Annotated in this window: 17 protein-coding genes, 1 tRNA gene and 1 pseudogene; 8 read left to right on the top strand and 11 right to left on the bottom strand. The window is 70.8% G+C overall.

Annotation, left to right across the window (positions count from 1 at the left end; genetic code table 11):
• Nucleotides 1–285 precede the first annotated feature (285 nt).
• The 6 genes from CC117_RS13195 to rpmH form a co-directional block, all read right to left on the bottom strand.
• On the bottom strand, nt 286–2,109 hold the full coding sequence (locus tag CC117_RS13195) for a glycosyltransferase family 39 protein (protein ID WP_084132032.1): 1,824 nt from the start codon (nt 2,107–2,109) through the stop codon (nt 286–288).
• A 171-nt stretch (nt 2,110–2,280) separates the two neighbouring features.
• On the bottom strand, nt 2,281–2,874 hold the full coding sequence (locus CC117_RS13190; RefSeq protein ID WP_071084157.1) for a Jag family protein: 594 nt from the start codon (nt 2,872–2,874) through the stop codon (nt 2,281–2,283).
• A 228-nt stretch (nt 2,875–3,102) separates the two neighbouring features.
• On the bottom strand, nt 3,103–4,524 hold the full coding sequence (yidC, locus tag CC117_RS13185) for a membrane protein insertase YidC (RefSeq protein ID WP_071084029.1): 1,422 nt from the start codon (nt 4,522–4,524) through the stop codon (nt 3,103–3,105).
• 12 nt (nt 4,525–4,536) lie between these two features.
• Nucleotides 4,537–4,992: a membrane protein insertion efficiency factor YidD gene (yidD, locus tag CC117_RS13180; RefSeq protein WP_071084028.1), complete on the bottom strand. Its 456-nt coding sequence runs from the start codon at nt 4,990–4,992 to the stop codon at nt 4,537–4,539.
• The gene (gene rnpA / locus CC117_RS13175; RefSeq protein ID WP_071084027.1) at nt 4,989–5,372 is read right to left on the bottom strand and encodes a ribonuclease P protein component; all 384 of its coding nucleotides are present in this window, start codon (nt 5,370–5,372) and stop codon (nt 4,989–4,991) included. Before rnpA ends, yidD begins: the two co-directional genes overlap by 4 nt.
• A 29-nt stretch (nt 5,373–5,401) precedes the next feature.
• A complete protein-coding gene (gene rpmH / locus CC117_RS13170; RefSeq protein ID WP_018636658.1) occupies nt 5,402–5,539 on the bottom strand; it encodes a 50S ribosomal protein L34 in 138 nt (45 codons plus the stop codon).
• 1,163 nt (nt 5,540–6,702) lie between these two features.
• Between rpmH and dnaA the strand changes: the two genes are divergently transcribed.
• From dnaA to gyrA, 6 genes are all read left to right on the top strand, one after another.
• Nucleotides 6,703–8,226 (top strand): chromosomal replication initiator protein DnaA, encoded by a 1,524-nt coding sequence (gene dnaA, locus CC117_RS13165; RefSeq protein WP_071084026.1) that lies wholly within the window; start codon nt 6,703–6,705, stop codon nt 8,224–8,226.
• A 1,544-nt stretch (nt 8,227–9,770) separates the two neighbouring features.
• Nucleotides 9,771–10,931, top strand: a complete 1,161-nt coding sequence (gene dnaN, locus CC117_RS13160) for a DNA polymerase III subunit beta (protein WP_071084025.1) — start codon at nt 9,771–9,773, stop codon at nt 10,929–10,931.
• Nucleotide 10,932: 1 nt separating this feature from the next.
• Nucleotides 10,933–12,393 carry a DNA replication/repair protein RecF gene (locus tag CC117_RS13155; protein WP_071084024.1) on the top strand — a complete coding sequence of 487 codons (1,461 nt, stop codon included), beginning with the start codon at nt 10,933–10,935 and terminating at the stop codon, nt 12,391–12,393.
• Nucleotides 12,383–13,048, top strand: coding sequence for a DUF721 domain-containing protein (locus CC117_RS13150; protein ID WP_241830067.1), 666 nt, complete (start codon nt 12,383–12,385; stop codon nt 13,046–13,048). The genes CC117_RS13155 and CC117_RS13150 overlap by 11 nt, the downstream gene beginning before the upstream one ends.
• 283 nt (nt 13,049–13,331) lie before the next feature.
• Nucleotides 13,332–15,437 carry a DNA topoisomerase (ATP-hydrolyzing) subunit B gene (gene gyrB, locus CC117_RS13145; RefSeq protein WP_071084023.1) on the top strand — a complete coding sequence of 702 codons (2,106 nt, stop codon included), beginning with the start codon at nt 13,332–13,334 and terminating at the stop codon, nt 15,435–15,437.
• Nucleotides 15,438–15,634: 197 nt separating this feature from the next.
• Nucleotides 15,635–18,148 carry a DNA gyrase subunit A gene (gene gyrA / locus CC117_RS13140; RefSeq protein WP_071084022.1) on the top strand — a complete coding sequence of 838 codons (2,514 nt, stop codon included), beginning with the start codon at nt 15,635–15,637 and terminating at the stop codon, nt 18,146–18,148.
• Nucleotides 18,149–18,268: 120 nt separating this feature from the next.
• Here gyrA and CC117_RS13135 read toward each other — a convergent pair whose 3' ends face one another.
• Nucleotides 18,269–19,255 carry a hypothetical protein gene (locus CC117_RS13135; protein WP_198541833.1) on the bottom strand — a complete coding sequence of 329 codons (987 nt, stop codon included), beginning with the start codon at nt 19,253–19,255 and terminating at the stop codon, nt 18,269–18,271.
• Between CC117_RS13135 and CC117_RS13130 the strand changes: the two genes are divergently transcribed.
• Both CC117_RS13130 and CC117_RS13125 read left to right on the top strand, forming a co-directional pair.
• Complete coding sequence (locus tag CC117_RS13130; protein WP_241830066.1) at nt 19,254–19,976, top strand: DUF3566 domain-containing protein; 723 nt, start codon at nt 19,254–19,256, stop codon at nt 19,974–19,976. The two genes, CC117_RS13135 and CC117_RS13130, sit on opposite strands and share 2 nt — an antisense overlap.
• 72 nt (nt 19,977–20,048) lie before the next feature.
• Nucleotides 20,049–20,122: transfer RNA gene (locus tag CC117_RS13125), tRNA-Ile, on the top strand.
• Nucleotides 20,123–20,129: 7 nt separating this feature from the next.
• Here CC117_RS13125 and CC117_RS38945 read toward each other — a convergent pair.
• The 4 genes and pseudogenes from CC117_RS38945 to CC117_RS13105 form a co-directional block, all read right to left on the bottom strand.
• Nucleotides 20,130–20,411: a tyrosine-type recombinase/integrase gene (locus CC117_RS38945; protein WP_241830083.1), complete on the bottom strand. Its 282-nt coding sequence runs from the start codon at nt 20,409–20,411 to the stop codon at nt 20,130–20,132.
• 5 nt (nt 20,412–20,416) lie between these two features.
• A complete protein-coding gene (locus CC117_RS38940) occupies nt 20,417–20,809 on the bottom strand; it encodes a site-specific integrase (protein WP_071084019.1) in 393 nt (130 codons plus the stop codon).
• A gap of 169 nt (nt 20,810–20,978) precedes the next feature.
• A pseudogene (locus tag CC117_RS13110) lies at nt 20,979–21,412 on the bottom strand (transposase); the annotation flags it as partial.
• Nucleotides 21,413–22,211: 799 nt separating this feature from the next.
• Nucleotides 22,212–22,683, bottom strand: a 472-nt coding sequence (locus CC117_RS13105) for an IS30 family transposase (protein WP_116287780.1), incomplete at its 5' end; no start/stop codon positions are given.

The following is a 22,683-nucleotide window of genomic DNA, read 5'->3' as shown; positions in this document are numbered from 1 at the left end:
TCCGCGGCGGGGTGGTGACGCGGCAGGCGCGCCCTCCCCCAATCGGGGGAGGGCGGTCCAGACAGGCCGGAGCGAGCCGACAACGGGCGACACCCGCGACGGGTCGGAAAGGTGGGGTATGGAGGCACAGAACCAGCATCCCTGCTCAACACGCGCTGACGGGCCAGGCGATGCCCAGGATAGGTGCTGTGTCGGGAATCAGGGCTCAGAGAGTCGTTTCGGGACGAGCGACCCGCCCGCCGCCGCCCGATGTTTCCCGTGAATCATTCCGCCGGCGCCGGACGGTCAGGCCGCGCAGCGCCCGTAGACCGTGACCGAACCAGTGAGTCGAAACAACCAGCGCTCGCCGGCGCACCATCCGTCCGCGCGCAGTGCGGCCAGTCCGGCGGCCATCTCCCGTTCCTCGATGTCGAGGATGAAGACCACAAGTCGCTCCGGCTTCCGGGGGCGCGCCAGCGCAGCAGCGAGCGGTATCGGGCGGCCGGCGTCGTCACGGAGATCGGCCGGCACGAAGACGGTCTCTGCGCGGGGGATCCGGGCCGGCTCCCGCCCGGCCGGTGTGCCCGCCGGCACGGGGGGCAGCCCGCCGGGAGACCGCGGCGCATCGTCGCTGACCTCCATGGCGTAGATCCAGCCGGGCCGAGCCAGACGCCCACCGACGACCACGACATCCCCTGGCCGGACCAGCCGTCGCGCGGCCACCGCCGCGTCGACTGTGAGGTCCATCCCGCGCAGGCGGTCCCGCCGCTCCCACAGCAGCCCGTCCCCGGACAGCCCGCCGGCGAGCGCCACACCCGCTGTCAGGACGACAGCCATCACCGCGGACACAGCGCCGGCAGTCCCACGGAAGCGGAAAGGGAGACCGTCGGAGCGGAGTGCGCGGCGGGCCACCCGGTCAGCGCCTACCAGCACGACCAGGAGAAGCAGCGGTACGAGAAACTGGTTCGTCCTGGTCGGGCCGAACGGCCAGAACCGGACGGCGCTCGCCGCGAGCATGAGCAGCTCGGCCCCCGCGACAACCCCCAGCACCCGCCGGCCGTCCGTCCGCCGGAGCAGCGCCGCCACTCCGACCGCGCCGAACCCTACCGTCGCTGGAGCAAGCAGCCAGGGCAGCTGGTGCGGCAGCTCGACGAACACCGGCAGGAGACTCGGGTCGAACCTGTCGATCCCCGGTGGGGATCCGGTGACGGTCAGCCAGAGCTGGTCAGCGACGAAGACGAGGGCTTCCCACGGGTCGCGCCCGGCGAGGAACTGGGTGTCCCAGTAGACGCCGCCGCGCTGCGCGGACTGGTGCCCGAGGAAGACAAGTGTGTGCGCGGTGACAAGACAGACGGCCGGCAGCGCCTCGACCAGGCGGCGTCTCCGCTTCCCGGCACCGGCCAGGACGTCCAGCGCGGTGAGCGGCAGAACCACGAAGACCGCGGGCACGGCACACAGGGCCACGACGCCGGCCGCCGTGCGCCTCATCCCGCGGGCACGTTCCTCGCGACCGCCGGGGGCCGGCCCCAGCCAGAGGAGGACGACGGCGACCACCGCGAGTGTCTCGATCGCGTATGGCTTGAGCTGGCTCGCCAGGTCGAGGAAGGTCGCGTTGAGGCACAGCAGGCACACCGCGGCGACGGCGGCGACGGGTCCGGCGAACCGGCGGACCAGGACGGCGATCGCGATGCCCAGTGCGGGGACCGCCAGCAGGCCCGGCAGCCGCAGCGCCCAGCCATGCCAGCCGAACACCTCGCCGGAAAGCCGGACGAGGCCGAGCCAGCCGAGAGCGGAGGGTGTGTTGGCCACCGACAGCTCGGACCACAGTGAGCTCACCGGCTCGCTGACGAAGTGCCCGCGCCAGATCTCGTCGTACCAGAACGGCCGGCGCAGGTAGGCGGAGAGGAGGACCACCGGACCCACCAGCGCCGCGACGACGAAGGCCACTGTCCACAGCCGGGCGCGCCCCGATGACCGGACCGTCTCGGCCCCACCAGGCCCGCCGGCGTCGCGGGCCGCGACCGGCGTGTCCGGCCTGCCCGTCAGACACCCGGCCTCGGCGGTCCGCGCCGGCACCGTCTGCGTTGCCGGGATCCCAGCGGCCGGGTCCTCCACCCGTGGCGAAACCACCCGTGCTCCCCGATCCCGTGCCGAACGCCCGGGGCCCCGGGCGCGGTGACCGCGCCGGGGGTTGCCCTTCACGCCGTGGCATCACTCGCACACGCAGGTGACATCCGCGCGGGTCTCAGGTCCGCCGTCGGTACCGGGCCCCGGACAGGTTCCCGCGACGGTACACGGCCGTCAGTCGGGCAGGACCACGACCCTGCGGCTGGGCTCCTCGCCCTCTGACTCGCTGTGCACACCATCGATCGAGGCGATCACATCGTGCACGACCTTGCGCTCGAACGGCGTCATCGCGGCCAGCTTCCGCGGCTCGCCGCTGTCGAGGACGCGGCCTGCGGCCGTGGTCGCGACCTTGCGCAGCTCGATCCGCCGGCGGGCGCGGTGACCACCGACGTCCAGCATCAGCCGGCTACGCATGCCGGTCTTCTGCAGCACCGCGAGCCTGGTCAGCTCCTGCAGGGCCTCCAGCGTCTCGCCGCCGGGACCGATGAGCTTGTCCAGCCCGTCGCCGACCACGGCGACGATGGCACGCCCACCCTCGACGTCCAGGTCGAGGTCACCGTCYATGTCGACGATGTCGAGCAGACCTTCGATGTAGTCGGCCGCGACCTCGCCTTCCTGCTCCAGGTCGGCCAGGCGGCGCTCCTCGGAGCGGACGGGGTCCGCGGACTCCTCGGTCGTGGTGGTGTCGGCCCCGGCCGCGGAGCCGTCCTCGTTGGCCACGTCGGCCTCAGGTCCTTCCACGGCCAGATCAGGTGCCGAACCGGTCATCAGCATTACTCCAGGGGAAAGTGGGCGGCGGTGCCGAGGGTACGGGACGTCCGAACGCCGCGGGGTCAACGCGACGCTGTCGGGGGCGACCGACGCGGACGTTCCGGGTCGTCCCGGCCAGACTGCCCGGACGATGCCTGTGGTCGGGTCCGGGACCGCTGCCGGGCGTGGGCCCTGGGACGTCGACCGGACACCTCGTGGAGCGCGCTCGGGGCCACCGCCCGTACATCACCGGCGCCCGCCCGGCCGCTTGCCCTTCCCACGGCGCTTCGCGGGCCGGGACCCACCGGGCGCGCGCCGCGCACCCGCGGGTACCGGCGCCGGGGTGGGCCGGGCTGTCTGGTCGGCGTCGGCGATGCCGTTCGTCCGGGGCGTGCCCGCCGCGGCGGGGACCGAACCGGCCTGGGTGTCGTTCGCACCCTCCGCCAGCCCGCTTGTCGCGCCCGCCGTCCCGTTGCCGCCCGCAGCACCGGGCTTGCCGCCGGCGGGAGCACCCTTCGCTCCTGCCGCGGCCGCACCTGCCTTACCCGCGGCACCGGTCTTACCTCCGGCACCAGGCTTGCCAGCGCCGGGCTTGCCGGCGGCGCCGGTCCTGGGGGCGCCGTTGCCGTTACCCGCGGACGCACCGGTCCGGGAACGTGTCCCGGGCGGGGCGGTCGACGGCCGGCTGCCCGACCGGGGCGTCGCTACCTGCGCGCCGGTGGCTCCGGCCCCAGCCGTGCCCTTGGTGAGAGAGACCTCGTCCGCCCGCGGACGGCTCTTGGACTTGGCACCCGCGCGGGCGCCGGGAGCGGGCCGGGACACCGCGGCACCGTCCGCCGAGCCGGGACGCGCGCCCGGCACCTTGCCGCCGCCGCCCGGCTTGATCGGCGGCATCTTCTTGATGACGAAGAACTGCTGGCCCATGCTCCACAGGTTCGTGGTGAACCAGTACAGCAGGACGGCGATCGGGAACTGGAAACCGAAGATCGCCAGCATGAGAGGCGAGCCGTACAGCAGGACCTTCTGGACCATCGCCTGCTGGGGGTCGACCGGCCCGGTGCGCGCCATGATCTGGCGCTGTGTGAGGAAGGTCGTCGCGCCCATCAGGACGATCAGTACGACCGCGAGAATCTTGGTGTTGGTTCCGTTACCGCCGAGGAAGTCCAGGAACTCCTGCGAGGAGGTGAACTTACCCGACAGCGAAATGCCCCACAGCTTCGCCGAGGCGATCTGCTCGACCTGATCGGCGGACAGGCCGACCCGGGGCCGCCAGACCAGGGAGCCGCCCGGCCCCTCGTTCATGGGGGCCAGGTGGGTGAAGACGTGGAACAGCGAGATGAACAGCGGGATCTGCAGCAGGATCGGAAGGCAGCCGAGGAGCGGGTTACCGTGCTCCTTCTGCAGCTTCATGATCTCCAGCTGCATCTGCTGCTTGTCGTGCCCGTACTTCTCCCGGATCTCCTTGATGTGCGGCTGCATCATCTGCATCGTCCGCTGGGACTTCACCTGCTTGACGAACAGCGGGAAGATCAGGATGCGGACGGAGATGACCAGCAGGACGACGGACAGCGCCCAGGAGAAGAAGCTGTCGTGGCCGAAGATGGGCCCGAAGCCCTTGTGGAAGAAGACGATCGCGTTTGCCGCGAGATGGTAAAGCGGATCCAACACCAGTCTGTCTCCTCACACCCGCGTTCCGCGACGGGAACCTTCGATCTCGGAACGCGTCCCCCGGCGGGGGGACGCAGTGCGATACCCGGGCCGGACATGCACCCGATTGGTGCCCCCGGCCGCCGCGCCGGGCACCGGGTCGTAGCCGCCCACCGACAGCGGCTGGCAGCGCAGCAACCGGCGGACGGCCAGCAGGCCACCGACGACGCCGCCGTGACGGGTGATCGCCGCCAGGGCATAGGCGCTGCACGACGGCTCGAAGCGGCAACAGCCCGCGTTCCGCCCCGACCAGCCCGCGCGGTAGAGCCGTACCAGCGCCGCGAGCGACCAGGCCAACGGGCCGCGCACCGCACCGCTGGATGTCCGGGCCAGTGCGGGGAACCGGCTGGCTGTCAGGGGAGCGGCGAGACCGAGGTCGGCGAGCACCAGCATCACGGCCACCGTGCCGAGGGCCGCGGCCATGCTCATGTGGACCGGGCCGTTCGCTGTGGCCCCGTGGAGCGCGCGGAAGCGGCGGACCGCACCGTTCGGAAAGCCGAGTCAAGTGAGCTACCCAGCTCGACCGACGTCGCGCCCGCCGCGCCGGGCAGCGCCCGGATCAGCACCGCGGTTCCCCGCGGCAGGGACGACAGCCGCAGCCGGGTCTGCTCCCGCAGACGCCGACGGACGCGGTTGCGGACCACAGCGTTACCAACCCGCCGCCCGACAGTGAAGCCGGCCCGGGGCGGACTGTCCACATCGGTGTACACACTGTGGACAACGACTGACCCCGCCCGAACACGCCGCCCGGACCGCCCCAGTTCGGCGTGGTCCTGCTTTGTGCGTACTCGGGAGCCCCGGGGGAGCATGGCCGGACGGCGGCGGGCTCGTTCCGCYGTCAGGCGGAAAGCTCGTTGCGGCCCTTGCGGCGGCGAGCGGACAGGATGGAGCGGCCCGCGCGGGTCCGCATCCGGAGCCGGAACCCGTGGGTGCGGGCCCGCCGGCGGTTGTTCGGCTGGAAGGTGCGCTTACTCACGTGAGGACTCCGGAGACACAGGCGGGCGGGACACCGGCGGCACGCCGGTCATGGCTGACACCTCGGCTACGGGGCGAGGACCCGGGCCAACAGCACCGGGCACCCCCAARGCTAGGGGAGGCCGCTCGCCGAAGCCCACGTCCGGGAAGCCAGACCCTGCGTTTCGAACAGGCACTGAGCCGTTTCGAACAGGTGCTGAGCCGACCGTCGCCGTGGTTCGCCCTAGCCTACACACGATGCCACCAACGCCGGGTCCGTCCTGACCGCAGGCCACGCTCTCGTGGCCGATGCGTGGCCGATGCGTGGCCGTCGGGAGACCCCGATCCCGCCTGCAGTGCCCTGCTGTTAACGTTTGGTGCTCTGTCCGTGCCTCCGTGAACGTCCGCAACCTCCGTCCGCGCATCACCTGAACACGAACCCGTGCACCACCGGCTCCCTTCGCCCGGACGCAGGGTCGCGGGCGGGCAGCACCGCCACCTGTCGGAAACCACGCGCCCCCTGGCCCGGCCGCCACCCGATGTGGGCCGACCGCGGTGCCATACCCGATGCGGTGTCATGTCCATGCACAGGCTGTGGACGACGTTGTGGAGAACTTTCTCGGAGGAGCCGTGTGCCGCCGGACGCGACAGGCCGCAGAGCTGTTCCGGCAGCCCGGGACCGGCCGTGGACCGTGCCGACACCGCGGGGGGTCCCACGCACACCGGCCGTGGCGAGGCGGAACAATCCCCAGTAGCACAACCGCCCCACACCCTGTCACCRCCGCCCTGTTAACTGCCCCGTACGGTCCGACCACGAGACAGCGAACAGATCCTGAACCCCGCGAACGACCAGGAACCACCAGCAACTGCCAGCAGCGCCCCACCGCCGACTCCCGCCCAGGTCCGTCCCGGATCCCGTCGGCACGACACATCGCTCGTCGGCCGGCATAGTCGTCAGTCCGGCCCCGTTCGTCAGCACCGCAACATCCGACGGCAGYCGGGACAGAAGGACTGAGCACCGGGACAGGACGACCGCAGACTCTCAAAGACCACAGTCACAGCCAGAACGTCAGTGCAGCCACAGCGTCAGTGCCAGCCGGAGCGTCACAGTGCCAGCCAGCGACTCCGGCTCCGGCGGTCGCGTGGTCCGCCGAAGAGCCACGAAGAGCCACAAGGAGCCCCGCAGTGACCGACCTCAGCGCCGACTCCGTCGCCGGTCTGCCGTCCCGGGGAGCCGCGCCGACGTCCGATCCGGACCTGTCGGCGGTGTGGGAGGAAGCTGTGGCCGGTGTCGCGGACGGTGCGCTGTCGGCACAGCAGCGTGCGTGGCTGCGGCTGACCCGGCCGCTCGGCCTGGTCCAGGACACGGCGCTGCTCGCCGCACCGAACGAGTTCACCAAGGACCTGCTCGACTCCCGGCTGCGGCCGTTCCTTTCCACCGCTCTCTCCTCGGCCTATGGCAGGGAGATCCGGGTCGCGGTCACCGTCGAGCACACGCCGGACCCCGAACCGATGACCGGACCGCTCACCCTGCCGGGCACCGGGCCCGACGTCTCCCGGCACGTGCTGGGCGCCGACACCACCGCGGACGACAACGGCCGGGCCGACGGCCCGGCGCCCGGGCGGGTGTCACCAGGCCTCGGCCGCGATCCGTCCCCCCGGCCGTCCGAGCCGGCCCGGCTCAACCCCCGCTACCTGTTCGAGACCTTCGTCATCGGGGACAGCAACCGGTTCCCCCATGCCGCAGCGGTGGCGGTGGCGGAAGCTCCGGCCAAGGCCTACAACCCGCTGTTCATCTACGGCGACTCCGGTCTGGGCAAGACCCACCTGCTGCATGCGATCGGCCACTACACGGTCCGGCTCTACCCCGAGAGCAAGATCAAGTATGTCAGCATGGAGGAGTTCACCAACGACTTCATCGCGTCGATCCGCGACGACCGGCAGCTCGCCTTCCAGCGCCGCTACCGCGACATCGACGTGCTTCTCGTGGACGACATCCAGTTCCTGGAGAACAAGGAGCGGACACAGGAGGAGTTCTTCCACACCTTCAACGTCCTGCACGACACCGAGAAGCAGATCGTCATCAGCTCCGACCGCTCGCCCAAGCAGCTGTCGGCGCTGGAGGACCGGCTGCGCAGCCGGTTCGAATGGGGCCTGATCACCGACGTCACCCCGCCGGACCTGGAGACGCGGATAGCGATCCTGTCCAAGAAGGCGGCCACCGAGCGGCTCCCGGTGCCGCCGGACGTCCTCGAGTACATCGCCACCCACATCGAGCGCAACATCCGCGAGCTCGAGGGCGCCCTCATCCGGGTCGCCGCGTTCGCGAGCCTCAACAAGTCCCACGTCGACCGCACGCTGGCCGAGATCGTTCTGCGCGATCTCATCCCCGATGCGGCCAACCCCGAGATCACCGCAGCGGCGATCATGAACGCGACCGCAGCGTACTTCGGGGTCTCCATGGACGACCTCTGTGGAACGTCCCGCAGCCGGGTGCTCGTCACGGCCCGCCAGATCGCGATGTACCTCTGCCGCGAGCTGACCGACCTGTCGCTGCCGAAGATCGGCCAGCACTTCGGCGGCCGCGACCACACGACGGTGATGCACGCCGACCGCAAGATCCGTGGCCTGATGGCCGAGCGCCGTGCGATCTACAACCAGGTGACCGAGCTGACGAACCGGATCCGCGCGCAGGCCCGCCACGCCTGAACCGGCGCTCGTTCGGACTGCGACGACCGGTATGGCCGGGATGGCGTAGCGGAAAGGCAGCTGCGATAAATGCGGCCGAATCGGGCATAACGCGCCGCGCATCAATGACCCGTCTCTCCCGGACGAAGTAGGAGAGATACAGCCGGATGCGCAGCGCCCGGCACCCAGCGCCGACCGGCCCACGGAACGACCTTCTCCTTCCGCCGTCCACGCGGCTCACCATCGCCACTCCGCAACCCGCGATGCCCTCTCGGTTGTGCGTGTCGCGCCGCGCCCTTCTGACAGCGCCGTGCGCTGTCATGGGACGGCGTTCCGCCCACCGACGCCCACCGACGCCCTGYGGCGGTGCAGCGTCGCGGCGTCGCACCCGGCCCTGCGCCGCCGCCGTGGCCCTCGCCCCACGCGGCCGGCCGCCCGGYGTCCCCGCACCGTCCTCCTCAGCTCCTGAAGGCGGTGGCATGCGGCCCGCGCGGCGGGGGAGTGGTGCGGACGGCGGACTCGGGGCCTTCCACCCGTTACCCGCTATTCATCTAGTTTCCCTGCCAGAAAGCATGGAATGCCTATAACGGGCGAGAGCTGATGTGTGCGTCCGAACAGGGGTGCTCAACTCAGATCGGGTGTACCTGCCGAACGGGGACTCGTGCCATCTCCGACCGCGTCTCGATACCAGCCGAGAGGCCACTAGTGGTATTTGCCCACAGGTTGTGGAGAAGGCTGTGGATAAGTCGTCATTCTCGGCGCGAGACAGTTGATGTTGGTCAATGTCGGTCGATGCTGGTCATCCCGGGCTGGCTGAGCGTGCCCCGAAACTGCGGAACAGTGGTCTCGTGGCCTGTGGGTAGCCGGTGGATGAACGTGTGCACAGCCTGTGTGTAGCTGGGGGGGTGCTGTGGAATCGATCAAGCCCTGGGGATAAGCACCTTGATCATCCACATCGTCGCCCCCAGGATGCGCACAGGCCCGTAGGTGCCCTGAGCTGGGAAAACGCCTGTTTTCCACAGTATCCACAGCCCCTACTACTACTACGAGAGAGATCTTCTTCAGGAGAGAAAAAACGMGAAGCAGTAGGGGCTGGGGACAAGTGCTCGAAAACGATCTTGGAGTGGTCCACCCGCTCCGGACGGGCCGTTCGCCCACACCGCACCGATCGCCCGCCGAGACGCGTCGTCCCCGCCGGCGCCTCCCGGCAAACGCGTTCGCGCAAACGCGTCATGAACGTGCAGGAGCGCGCGCGTCAGCGGGCGGGTCCCAGGCCGCGTGGTGTGCACGGGTCATCGGCAGCGGAGCCGGACACCACGGCACCGCCGTCCGGTCACCCGGGTCGGTGTGCCACCCTCGGAACACAGACCACTCGCCGCACGCCCGGCCGGCTCTGAGATGCTGGATCGGGTCAGGCCCGRCATCGTGGCCGTTCGTCCGTCCCGGTTGGCCGGGGCGTGGCATYGGCGGTGGCGAGCTGGTTCCTGCGCGGCTCTACCGGTGATGTCAGGTTCCGCGGCTCGCCGCAGGCAACGGCGGACGTGGAACGACGGGAGGACATGTCCATGAAGTTCCGGGTGGAACGGGACGAATTCACCGATGCGGTGGCCTGGACGGCGCGCACCCTGCCGAGCCGGGCGACCACCCAGCTGCAGGTGCTGGCCGGCCTGCTGCTCGACGCCACCGGCCCGGCGCTCAAGGTCGCCGCGTTCGACTACGAGGTCGCCGCCCAGGGCGAGGTCGACGCGACGGTCACCGAGGAGGGCCGCGGCCTGGTCAACGGCAAGATGCTGGCGGACATCACCCGCTCGCTGCCCGCGGCCCCGATCGATGTCAGCGTCGACGGCACCCGCCTCGTCGTCGCCTGTGGCAACGCCAGGTTCGCGCTGCCGATGCTGCCCGTCGACGACTACCCGACCCTGCCGCCGATGCCGGAGATCACCGGCCACATCGAGGGCGCCGCGTTCGGTAGCGCCGTCGCACAGGTCGCAGTGGCGGCGGGCCGGGACGACACCCTTCCGGTCCTCACCGGCGTCCGGGTGGAGATCGAGGGCGACACACTCACCCTCGCCGCCACCGATCGGTACCGGCTCGCAGTGCGCACCCTCAAGTGGCGCCCGGCGTCACCGGATGCGTCCGGCGTCGCTCTCGTTCCGGCCCGCACTCTGCTCGACACCGCCAAGTCGCTGTCGGGGGCTGGCGTGGAGGTCGCCATCGCGCTGGGAACAGGCCCGTCGGGCGAGACCCTCGCCGGCTTCGCCGGGAACACCCGGCAGACCACGACCCGGTTGCTGGAGGGCACCTTCCCGCCCTACCGCAAGCTGCTGCCCGACAGCTCGCCGCTGATCGCTCAGCTGGAGATCTCCCCCCTGACCGAGGCCGTCAAGCGGGTGGCACTCGTCGCCCCCCGCACCGCCCCGGTGCAGCTGACCTTCACCCCCGACCATCTCGTGCTGGAGGCGGGCACCGGTGGTGAGGCGCAGGCGTCCGAGACCCTGCCGGTCACCTACGACGGCCCCGAACTCACCGTCGCGTTCAACCCCGCCTACCTGCTTGACGCCCTCGGCGCTCTGGAGTCCGACATCGTGCGGATCGGGTTCGCCAGCGACGAGGACGCGGCCCTGGCTGCGAACAAGCCCGCGATCCTCACCGGCAAGGGCGGCGACGACAAGACGGAGATCCCCGACTACCGCTACCTGCTGATGCCGATTCGTCTCAACGGGTGACGTGCATCTCACGCACCTGTCCCTGACCGACTTCCRCTCCTACCCGCGGCTGGATCTGCTGCTGGAGCCCGGGGTCACCGCGTTCGTGGGAGCGAACGGGCAGGGAAAGACGAACCTGATCGAAGCGATCGGATTCGTTGCCACTCTGGGTAGTCACCGGGTCGCGAACGACGCCCCCCTCGTGCGGGAGGGATGTTCGGAGGCCGTGGTCCGCTCCCGGATCGTCCGCGGCGACCGGGCGGCGCTCGTCGAGATCCAGATCATGCCCGGGAAGGCGAACCGGGTCCGGCTGAACCGGGCCCCGTTGCAGCGGGCACGTGACGTCGCCGGGCTGCTCGCCACGGTCCTGTTCGCACCGGAGGACCTGGCTCTCGTCAAGGGAGATCCGGCCGAGCGGCGGCGGTTCCTCGATGAGCTGCTCGTGGCCCGCTCGCCGCGGATGGCCGCTGTCCAGGCGGACTACGACCGGGTGCTGAAACAGCGGTCGGCGCTGCTGCGGACCGCCGGCGCCGCCCGGCGTGCCGGTAGCCGGGGCGACCTGCGCACACTGGAAGTCTGGGACAGACACCTCGCCGATCACGGGGCGGAGCTGCTCGCGGCCCGCCTGGCACTCGTCGAGGAGCTCCGACCGAGGGTGCGCAGCGCCTACGCCGCGGTCGCCGGGGAGGACTCGCCCACGGATCTCGCCTACCGTTCGAGCGTCCCCGACACCCCCCGGCCCGCGCCCGACGCACCCGACGAGGCAGCGGCCACTGGCCTGACGAGCGGCGACGCCGCCGGGAGCGGGACCGGGCACCACGACACAGCGGGCGATCGCCCAGCCGGCAACGACACAGCCGACGGATCCTCCGCGACGTCATCAGCCTCGTCCGGGGAGCCGGGGCTGGACGCCGCCCCGCCGCGGGACACTCCGGTCGCCCCGGCGGTGGGCGCTGGCGCGGATGCCCCGAACGACGCGAGGCCGGGTGCCGTGCCCGGCGTGGGTGCGGCGGGCGGAACAGACGGACACAGAACGGGTGGAGTCGGTGGAGCGGCCCGGCGGGCCGCGGACGCCAGTACGCGGGCCGGCCTCGCCGAGGCCATCCTGGCCGGCCTCGCCGAGGTCCGCTCTCAGGAGATCGAACGCGGGGTCACGCTGGTCGGGCCGCACCGCGACGATCTGCTGCTCTCGGTGAAGGGACGTCCCGCCCGGGGATATGCGAGCCACGGCGAGTCGTGGTCGTTGGCGCTCGCGCTGCGGCTGGCGTCGTTCGAGCTGCTTCGCGCGGATGACCGGGAACCGGTGCTGCTGCTGGACGATGTGTTCGCCGAGCTCGACGCGCGGCGCCGGGCGCGGCTCGGGACCCTCGTCGCGCAGGCCGAGCAGGTGCTCGTCACAGCGGCCGTCGGCGCGGACGTGCCCGCCGAGCTGGCCGGCACCCGGTTCGAGGTGGCTGCTGGCGAGGTGCGACGTGTCGGCTGACGACGCCGCCGCGTCCGCCGCGCGCGGTGCCGACCTCGCTCGCGAGATGCTGGCGCGCGCGAAGCGGGACGCACGGGCCCGCGATCAGAACAGGTTCGGCCCGCGACAGGGCCGCAGCTCCGGTGGCTCCGGCGCCCCTGCCGGTGCCGGTGCCGATTCCGTTGACGGCGACGGCACCGGGGATGCCGCCGGAGGTCACGGCTACGGCTCGCGGCGTGGCCGCCGGGGCCAGGAGCGCCCCGGTGATCCGCCGCCACGGCCACGGCTGCCGGGGATCGCACCACCGGGCCGGGAGTGGCGGACGCCGATGGCGTTCGGCTCCGCGGTCGCGCGGCTGGTGGCGGAGCGCGGCTGGCAGACCCAGACGACGGATGCCTCGGTGCTGGCGCGGTGGGATGTCCTCGTCGGGCCGGACATCGCCGCGCACTGCACGCCGGTCTCGCTGCGTGACGGCGAGCTGGAGCTGGTCGCCGAATCGACGGCGTGGGCAACCCAGCTGCGCATGCTGTCGCGGCAGATCCTCGGGATCCTGCGTCGTGAGCTGGGTCCGCACGTCGTCCGCCATATCACGGTGCGTGGCCCGGCCGCTCCTTCCTGGAGTCGCGGGGGCATGTCGGCGCAGGGTGGGCGCGGGCCGCGGGATACGTACGGATGACATTCCGGCTCCCGGGCCGCCTGCCGAGGGCGGGCCCGGTATCGCCCCGGACGGGCGCTGCGGACCTGATCGGGAGCAGTGTCCGGATCGTCCCGGTGGCGCCGCGGACCGGTCGCCCGTCGCAGACGGACGCAAGGCCACGGCCGATGTGGAGCCGGTAGGGGGCCACACCCGCCCGGAATTCGGGGCCCAGCGCACAGCTGAGAGGGCACCTTGCGTCCGTTGCGGCGGGTTGCCGGGTAGACTGAGGAGTACTTCCGTCCAGAACGAGGGGACCTGCCGCGTGGCCTACGACGCTAGTTCGATCAAGGTTCTCGAGGGTCTCGACGCGGTACGCAAGCGCCCGGGTATGTACATCGGCTCCACCGGGGAGCGGGGCCTGCACCACCTTGTCTACGAGGTTGTGGACAACGCGGTGGACGAGGCGCTCGCTGGCTACTGCGACACGATCACCGTGACCCTGCTGGCCGACGGCGGCGTTCGCGTCACGGACAACGGCCGTGGTATCCCGGTCGGCGAGCATCCTGTCAAGAAGATTCCCACGGTGGAGCTCGTGCTCACCACCCTGCATGCCGGTGGAAAGTTCGACGGCAAGTCCTACGCGGTTTCCGGCGGTCTGCACGGCGTCGGTGTCAGCGTCGTGAACGCGCTGTCGACCCGGCTCGACGTCGCGATCGAGCGGGAGGGTCACTCCTGGTTCCAGCCCTATGCGGGCTCCCGTCCCGCGGCACCGCTGGCGAAAACAGGAACCTCGAAGAAGACCGGCACGACGATCACGTTCTGGGCCGACCCGACGATTTTCGAGACCACCACGTACAAGTACGAGACGCTCTTCCGCCGTCTGCAGGAAATGGCCTTCCTGAACAAGGGCCTCTCCATCACGCTGCGTGATGAGCGAGGCCCTGCGGCGAAGGACCCGGCCAGGGCCGCGAAGGCGGTGGCGGCCGCCGCGGCGGCGGACGGTGCGGACGGCTCTCCGAGCGGCGTGGAGACCGACGCCGAGGGAGTGGCTGCCGAGGTCACGCCAGCCGTCGACGGTTCCGGGGCAGCGGCGGCGGAGCCGCTCGAGGCCGCCGAGCCGACCGAGGTCACCTTCAAGTACGACAACGGGCTGGTCGACTTCGTCGGTCACCTGAACGCGACCAAGGAGGCCATCCACCGCAGCGTGATCTCCCTCGAAGCCCAGGGCACGGGCATCGAGGCGGAGCTGGCGATGCAGTGGAACGGCGGCTACAACGAGTCGGTCTACACCTTCGCGAACACGATCAACACCCATGAGGGCGGAACCCACGAAGAGGGTTTCCGGGCCGCCCTCACCAGCGCGGTGAACGCCTACGCGAAGGACCAGAACCTGCTCAAGCCGGTGAAGGCAGGTTCGAAGAACTCCGACGAGCGGCTGTCCGGCGACGATATCCGCGAGGGCCTCACCGCCATCATCTCGGTGAAGCTCGCGCAGCCCCAGTTCGAGGGCCAGACGAAGACGAAGCTCGGCAACACCGAGGCCAAGAAGTTCGTCCAGGAGATGTGCTACGCCGCGCTGAAGGACTGGTTCGAGGTCAACCGGACCGAGGCCCGCGCGATCGTCAGCAAGGCACTCGACGCGCAGCGGGCCCGGATCGCCGCCCGCCAGGCCCGCGACCTCACCCGGCGCAAGGGCCTGCTCGGCGGCACCGGCCTGCCCGGCAAGCTGTCCGACTGCCAGTACACCGACCCGGAGCGCTGCGAGCTCTACATCGTCGAGGGCGACTCGGCCGGCGGCTCCGCGAAGGGCGGCCGGGACTCCAAGTACCAGGCCATCCTGCCGCTGCGCGGGAAGATCCTGAACGTGGAGAAGGCCCGGATCGACCGGGTCCTGAAGAACACCGAGGTCCAGGCGCTCATCCAGGCCCTGGGCTGCGGCATCCACGACGACTTCGACATCGCCAAGCTGCGCTACCACAAGATCGTTCTGATGGCTGACGCCGACGTCGACGGCCAGCACATCCGCACCCTGCTGCTCACCCTGATCTTCCGGTTCATGCGCCCACTGGTCGAGGCCGGGCACGTCTTCCTGGCCCAGCCCCCGCTCTACAAGATCAAATGGGGGCGGGAGGACTGGGAGTACGCCTACTCCGACCGGGAGCGTGACGGTCTGCTCGAGCGGGGCGTGGAGGCCGGGCGCAAGCTGCCCAAGGACGCCATCCAGCGGTTCAAGGGCCTCGGCGAGATGAACGCCACCGAGCTCTGGGACACCACCATGGACCCGGACAAGCGAATTCTGCTCCAGGTGACGCTGGACGACGCCGCCGTCGCCGACGAGCTGTTCTCCGTCCTGATGGGCGAGGACGTCGACGCACGCCGCAGCTTCATCCAGCGCAACGCGAAGGACGTGCGCTTCCTGGACATCTGAGCCAGCCCCCGTCGGGGTCGGGTCCGGGCTGACCGGGCCGACCGACCCGGCCCGGCGGGGCGATCTGGCGTTCCCGATCCCGGCGGACCCGCGAGTGAGCGGCCCGCGGATGGCAGGGCCCGGACCGGGCCACCCCCGCGACCCGGCGCCCGGCCCGCCCCCGCCGACTCATCGCTCCCACTGCCTGGAAGGACCCCGTGGTCGACGTCCTACCCCCGCCCCCCGGCGACCGCATCGAACCCATCGGCATCGAAGTCGAGATGCAGCGGTCGTACCTCGACTACGCCATGTCCGTCATCGTCGGCCGTGCTCTGCCGGAGGTGCGTGACGGGCTCAAGCCCGTCCACCGCAGGGTCCTGTACGCCATGTACGACGGCGGCTACCGACCGGACCGGGGGTACTTCAAGTGCTCCCGCGTCGTCGGTGACGTCATGGGTAACTACCACCCGCACGGCGACTCGGCGATCTACGACACCCTCGTCCGCCTCGCCCAGCCGTGGTCGCTGCGTTACCCACTGGTCGACGGTAACGGCAACTTCGGCTCGCCGGGCAACGACCCGCCCGCCGCCATGCGGTACACCGAGGCCCGGATGGCGCCGCTGGCCATGGAGATGCTGCGCGACATCGACCAGGAGACGGTCGACTTCGCGCCGAACTACGACGGCCGCTCGTCCGAGCCGCTGGTCCTGCCCAGCCGCTTCCCGAACCTGCTCGTCAACGGTGCCGGCGGCATCGCCGTGGGYATGGCGACGAACATTCCGCCRCACAACCTGGTCGAGGTCGCGAAGGGCGTCCAGTGGGCGCTTGACCACCCCGAGGCGACGCCCGAGGAGCTGCTCGAGGCCCTCCTCGGCATCGTCAAGGGCCCGGACTTCCCGACCTACGGTCTGATCGTCGGCCGGAACGGCATCGAGGACGCCTACCGCACCGGCCGGGGCAGCATCCGGATGCGCGCGGTGGTCAACGTCGAGGAGAACAAGGGCCGTACCCAGCTCGTCGTCACCGAGCTGCCCTACCAGGTCAACCCGGACAACCTCGCGGAGAAGATCGCCGAGCTGGTCCGTGACAACAAGATCACCGGAATCTCGGACGTCCGCGACGAGACGTCCGCACGGATCGGGCAGCGGCTCGTCATCGACCTCAAGCGCGACGCCGTCGCCAAGGTCGTGCTGAACAACCTGTACAAGCACACCCAGCTGCAGGACACGTTCGGCGTCAACATGCTGGCGATCGTCGACGGGGTGCCCCGCACGCTGCGGCTCGACCAGATCATCTCGTACTACGTCGAGCACCAGGTCGAGGTCATCGTCCGGCGCACGCGCTACCAGCTGCGCAAGGCGCGCGAGCGGCTGCACGTCCTGGACGGCCTGCTCATCGCGTTGGACCACCTGGACGAGGTCATCACCCTCATCCGCAACGCCGAGTCGGCGGACGCCGCCCGCGGCCAGCTCATGGAACGCTTCTCCCTCTCGGAGATCCAGGCCGTCGCGATCCTGGACATGCAGCTGCGCCGGCTGGCCGCCCTGGAACGCCAGCGGATCACCGACGAGGCCGCCGAGCTGCGGGCGCGCGTCTCCGACCTGGAGGCGATCCTGGCATCGCCGCCCCGGCAGCGCGAGATCATCGGTCAGGAGCTGGCCGAGGTCGTCGAGAAGTACGGCGACGAGCGACGTACCCGTCTCGTGCCCTTCGAGGGCGACATGTCCGTCGAGGACCTCATCGCCCGCGAGGACGTCGTCGTCACCGTCACCCGCGGCGGCTACGCCAAGCGCACCAAGACCGACCTGTACCGCTCGCAGAAGCGCGGCGGCAAGGGCGTGATGGGCGCGACGCTGCGCGAGGACGACATCGTCGAGCACTTCTTCGTCACCACGACCCACCACTGGCTGCTGTTCTTCACCAACAAGGGCCGGGTCTACCGGGCGAAGGCGCATGAACTGCCCGAGCAGGCACGCAGTGCCAAGGGGCAGCACGTCGCCAACATCCTCGCGTTCAGCCAGGACGAGCGGATCGCCGAGGTGATGGCGATCCAGGACTACCAGGCCGCGCCGTACCTGGTGCTCGCCACCAAGCGCGGACTGTGCAAGAAGACCGCGCTGACCGACTTCRACTCCAACCGGGCCGGCGGCCTGGTCGCCATCAACCTGCGCGACGACGACGAGCTGATCTCGGCCCGCCTCGTCGCTCCCGGGGACGATCTGCTGCTGGTCAGCCGCAACGCCCAGTCCATCCGCTTCCACGCCGACGACGAGCAGCTCCGGCCGATGGGCCGGGCGACGTCCGGTGTGATCGGCATGCGGTTCGACGAGGCGGACGAGCTGCTCTCCATGGACGTCGTCGTGCCGGAAAGCACTGCGGACCTGCTGGTCGCGACCAGCGGCGGCTACGCGAAGCGGACCCCGCTCGCGGAGTACCCCGTCCAGGGCAGGGGGGGCAAGGGAGTCCTCACCGCCAAGATCGTCTCCACCCGGGGCGGACTGGTCGGAGCGCTCGTCGCGGCACCCGACGACCAGCTCTACGCCATCACATCCAATGGCGGTGTGTTGCGTACCGTAGCCAAGGATGTCCGCCGGGCACAACGGCAGACGATGGGCGTACGGCTCATCGACCTGGAGGCCGGTGTGCAGGTGGTGGGTGTGGCGCGCAATGCTGATGCCAACGACGGTGACGGAAGCGACGAGACCACGGGGCCGGACGGGGCGGCCTCCTGAGCTCGGCCATCCGGCAGACCCAGATGGCCATGTCGCGCCTCGCCGGTGGAACGCCAGGACCACTGGGCGAGAATGCCCACGTGCGACCAGGAGTGGACGGGGAGTATCCGTGAGCGACAGTCAGAATGACCGGCCCGTCCGGTCGGCCGTCCACCGCGCATCCCCGGGCCGCCCGGAGTCACCCGTGAGCGGCGGCCGGCCGGACGACCCCGACCGGACGCGACGGCCGGACGGCACCGGGTCCGCGGGCCCCGGCGAGCCCCGCGCGACGGGCGCCGACGGCACGCCGGGGAAGGCCGGAGCGGGGAAGGCCGACCCGGCCGAGCCACCCGCGTCGGGATCGGCCGCGCGGAACCCGGCGCGGCCATCCACCGCCTCCTCGGCGCCGAAGCCGGCCACGCCGTCCTCCTCGGGCGCATCACCGTCATCTGCGTCCAACCCCGCCGCGGCGCCGCCGCTGCCGGCCTCGGCGCCGACGAGATCGGGCTCGCGTGGTGCGGGCGGCGGCAAGGGGAGCGGAGGCGCGGCCGCGGACAGCGCCAGCCCCTTCTTCCAACGGGGCAAGTCATCCTCGGGCTCCGGCACGGCACCGGGCTCCGGCACGGCACCGGGCTCCGGCACCTCGGTGGCGGCGAAGACGCCTGGTGGCAGCCCGCCCGTTTCGGGCCCCGCGCCCGCGGGCAGGGGAGGCGGAACCGACCGCCCGGCCCCCGCCCCCCGCGGCAGCGACACCGATCGCGGCAGCGGGGCACGACCTGCCCCGACCAGAACATCCGCCCGTGACACCGACCCCGCACCCGCCGGCGGCGCTGCCCGGAAACCGGCCGACGCCAGGCGCCGGACCAGCGCCGAGCCAGCCACCGCGACCACCACCGGCCAGGGTGGCACCCGGGCGGGCGGAACCGACACGACAAGAAAGCACGATGCGCAGACCACCGTCACGACCCCGGCGGCCCGCCCCGGCGCGCCTGTGGACCGGCCCCGGGACACCGACACGATCTCCCTGGTGCGCCCGAACCTGTCGAAACGCGGGACAGCTGCCCCCACGGAGCCGGGCGCCGCGGACGTGAGGAACCCCACCGACCGGGCGGCCGTCACCGAACGCATGCCCGTCGAACGCCGGCCCACCCCCGAACCGGCCCGGGTCGGCGCCGGTTCAGCCGCCACCCGGGCCGTCCCGGCCGACCGCGCCGCCCCCTACGACCGCCCAGGCGCGTCACCCGGCGCACCGCCGTTGTCGGGTGGCCTCGGCCCGAACGGGCTCTCCACCGAGCCGCTGGGGCCCACCGGTGCCCCCGGCTCCGCTCGTCCCGGCCCCCTCGGCCCGCCCGGCCCCCTCGGCCCGCCCGGCCCCCTCGGCCCGCCCGGACCCCAGAGCGGGCCGCGTGGCGCCCAGCGCGGCAGCCACGACAGCTTCGAACCCATCCGTGGCGACCAGCCCGACCAGGGCCAGCGCCGCAGCCCCGCCGGCAGCCGACGCGCCCGGCTGCGGCTCTCCCGCGTCGAACCGCTGTCCGTCACCAGGCTGTCGTTCGCGTTCTCCCTGTGTGTCTTCCTCATTCTGATCGTCGCCGTGGCGGTGCTCTGGTTCGTCCTCAACTCCATCGGCGTCTTCGACAGCGTCACCGACGCCGCCGACACGCTGACCGACGGCACCAACACCGACGTGTCCGGCTGGCTGTCCTTCGGCCGCGCGATGCAGATCAGCCTCCTCGTCGGCGCGATCAACGTGGTGCTGATGACGGCCCTGGCCACCCTCGGAGCGCTCCTCTACAACCTCTGCGCCGACATGATCGGCGGCCTCGAGGTCACCTTGAGCGACCAGTAGCGGATCAGCCGGAACCAGGGTGGCGGCGGCCGTCCCACAACCGCCGCCATCCTGTACTCTCATCACCAGCAAGGACCTATAGCTCAGTCGGTTAGAGCGCTTCCCTGATAAGGAAGAGGCCGGTGGTTCAAGTCCACCTAGGTCCACCCCTAGCTAGCAGGGCTTACCCCTTCCCTCCCTTCCGGTGAGTGGCGATCCGGCCTCGTTGTGGCCGGGGCCGTCCGGGATCCCCTGGCGGACCGGCTGATCGGTGCCGAGGATCACGCTCGCGACCTGGTTCGCAGCCTCCCTGTCGAGGCCGGGCACAATGTGGCTGTAGATCCGGAGGGTGAACGCGACGTCGGCGTGGCCGAGCCGCTCGGAGACGACCTTGGGATGCACCCCCGCCTTGAGCGCGGCGGTGGCGTAGGAGTGCCGGACGTCGTGTAGCCGGATTGCGGTCAGGCCTGCGGCGCGGGCGTGCTGCTGGAACCAGTCAGTGAGATCGTGTCCGGGACCAGCGGCCGGTAGGCGCTGTCTGTCTTCTGCTCCCCGTCGTCGGCCTTCCCGTCCACCACGACCCTCGGGATGCTCGGCGAGACGGCGCCCTGGTCCAGGTCGACGTCCGCCCGCCGCAGACCCGCGACGGCTCCACGGCGCAGGCCGGTCGTGACCAGCAGGAGGTACGTCGCATAGAGCCGGTCGTCCTTGACGTGATCGATGAACGTTCGCAACTGGGCCGGCGTCCAGACCGTGGGCGGTCGACGCCCGGGCTTCGGCGGCTCGGCGTCCTCGGCGACGTTGCGCGCCAGGTAGTCCCAGCGGACCGCGTCCCGCAGCGCACGGTGGAGCATCCGATGAACGGATGCGACCGACGACCGTGAGAGCCCCGGCCCTTGGGCGGCGCGCCCGTCGTACCCGCCCCTGGTTGAGAAGGTGTGCGTAGAGCAGGTTCAGGCGGACGGGGGTGAGTTCCTCGAGCGAGGTCGCGCCGATGACCGGCCTGACGTAGGTGTCCTTGGTCTACCCGGGGTCGGGCAGGGCGCGCAGGGTGGTCAGGGCCTGTACGGCCAGGGCGGTCCAGGGGTGGTGGGCGGGCAGGTGGAGYACGGTGCGCCGGGCGTGGCGGGCGAGGCGTCAGGCGAGGGAGAACAGCCGGTGGCGCAGGCGTTTYGGTTCCCAGCGTCGGGCGGGTGGCCGGGCAGGGCGAGGGTCTGGGTCCAGGCGAGGAGGTCCAGGGCCAGCGCGACGAGCGCGCACCAGATCCGGTTCTGGTCGAAGTCGTGCAGCGGGAGGTTGCGCAGGCCGGTGTCCTTGGCCGCGCGGATCCGGTCCTCGCAGCGTGCTCTGCGGCGGTGGCGCAGCTCGAGGTCGGYGAGCTGGCCGCGGGCGGTGTTGGTGGCGAAGGCGGTGCAGCGGTGGCCATCGACGTCGGTGAGGCGCAGCTGCGCGCCTGGGGAAACGCCACTCGCGGTCTCGGCTACAACACCCCAGCGAGGTCTACGCCGAGTGCCACGAACAGAAGGCCGGCCGCCTATAACCAGCCATTGCTGGCTGTCCGGGAACGCGGGGCGCATCAGGACGAGTCCTGAGCTTCCGTGCAGTCACGGACGCTCCGGACCGCACGGCAAAGCGTCCTCAACCGTGGCCTACAGGCGGGAGTTTCGCTGGCCCCGCGCCACAAGCACCGCCACACCGACTTCCGGAGCCCAGCTGTCAGACCCGTCGTACCCGTCCAACTACGGCGCCGGACCACACCGACAGTGTCACCCGCTCGGGCGCCCCAGACGGTGATAGCAGACCCCAACAGGGTCGACGGGGGCCGCCGATCACCTACGATCACCCCTCGCGGTTGCGATCCCGGGGAACCTAAGTGCTGAGCGAACCGCTATCGAGCCGGCCGACCTGCCCGTTCAGTACGCACCCCACCGGCCGAAGCTGCTCGTGGAACCTATTTATGCAGGTCAGATGGTTCGTGACGGAATGTGGTGGGGCGGGTGGGGCTCGAACCCACTACCGGCGGATTATGAGCCGCCGACAGAGTGTTCCACCGCGTACCGCTTAGTTCCAGAAATGTGTTCCCCTGAAATGGATTCCACCGATTGCCGTACCAGGACGTTCTTCTGTCTGTCTGCCGCGCCGTGTCTGGGAACGTCGTTTCATGCTTCGTGTCACGGGCCATGACGAAGCCCCGACGGATGACGATGGGGGTGTCGATGCCGACGCAAAACTGAACAGGCGTTGCCGACTTGGGTTCTAGTCAACGTCGCAACGTGGAGTGGTTTCGGAGGCTACCAGCGCTGCGAAGAGTTCGGCCGGTGTGCAGTCGTCGAGGACGCGCCGTGGTCTCCTGTTCAGTTCGTTCTCGACCGCCAGCAGGTGCTCCGGGGAGTGGACGCTGAGGTCGGTGCCTTTCGGGAAGTAGTCGCGCAGCAGGCCGTTCGTGTTCTCGTTCGAGCCGCGCTGBCAGGGCGAGTGGGGGTCGCAGAAGTAGACCTGGGCACCGAGCGAGCGGCTGATCGTGACGTGATGGGCCATCTCGGTGCCCTGGTCCCAGGTGATCGACCGCATCAGCGTCGCGGGCAGGTCGCCCAGCCGGGCCTTCAACGCCTCGTGCAGACTGCCGCTGTCTCGGCCGGGCAGATGCAGCAGCCGGACCAGGCGGGTCGTGCGTTCGACGAGCGTGCCGATCGCCGACTTCTGGTCTTTGCCGATGATGAGGTCTCCC

This window comes from Parafrankia colletiae (assembly GCF_001854655.1).
Classification (GTDB): Bacteria; Actinomycetota; Actinomycetes; order Frankiales; family Frankiaceae; genus Parafrankia; species Parafrankia colletiae.
This window is presented reverse-complemented; position numbering and strand designations above follow the sequence as displayed.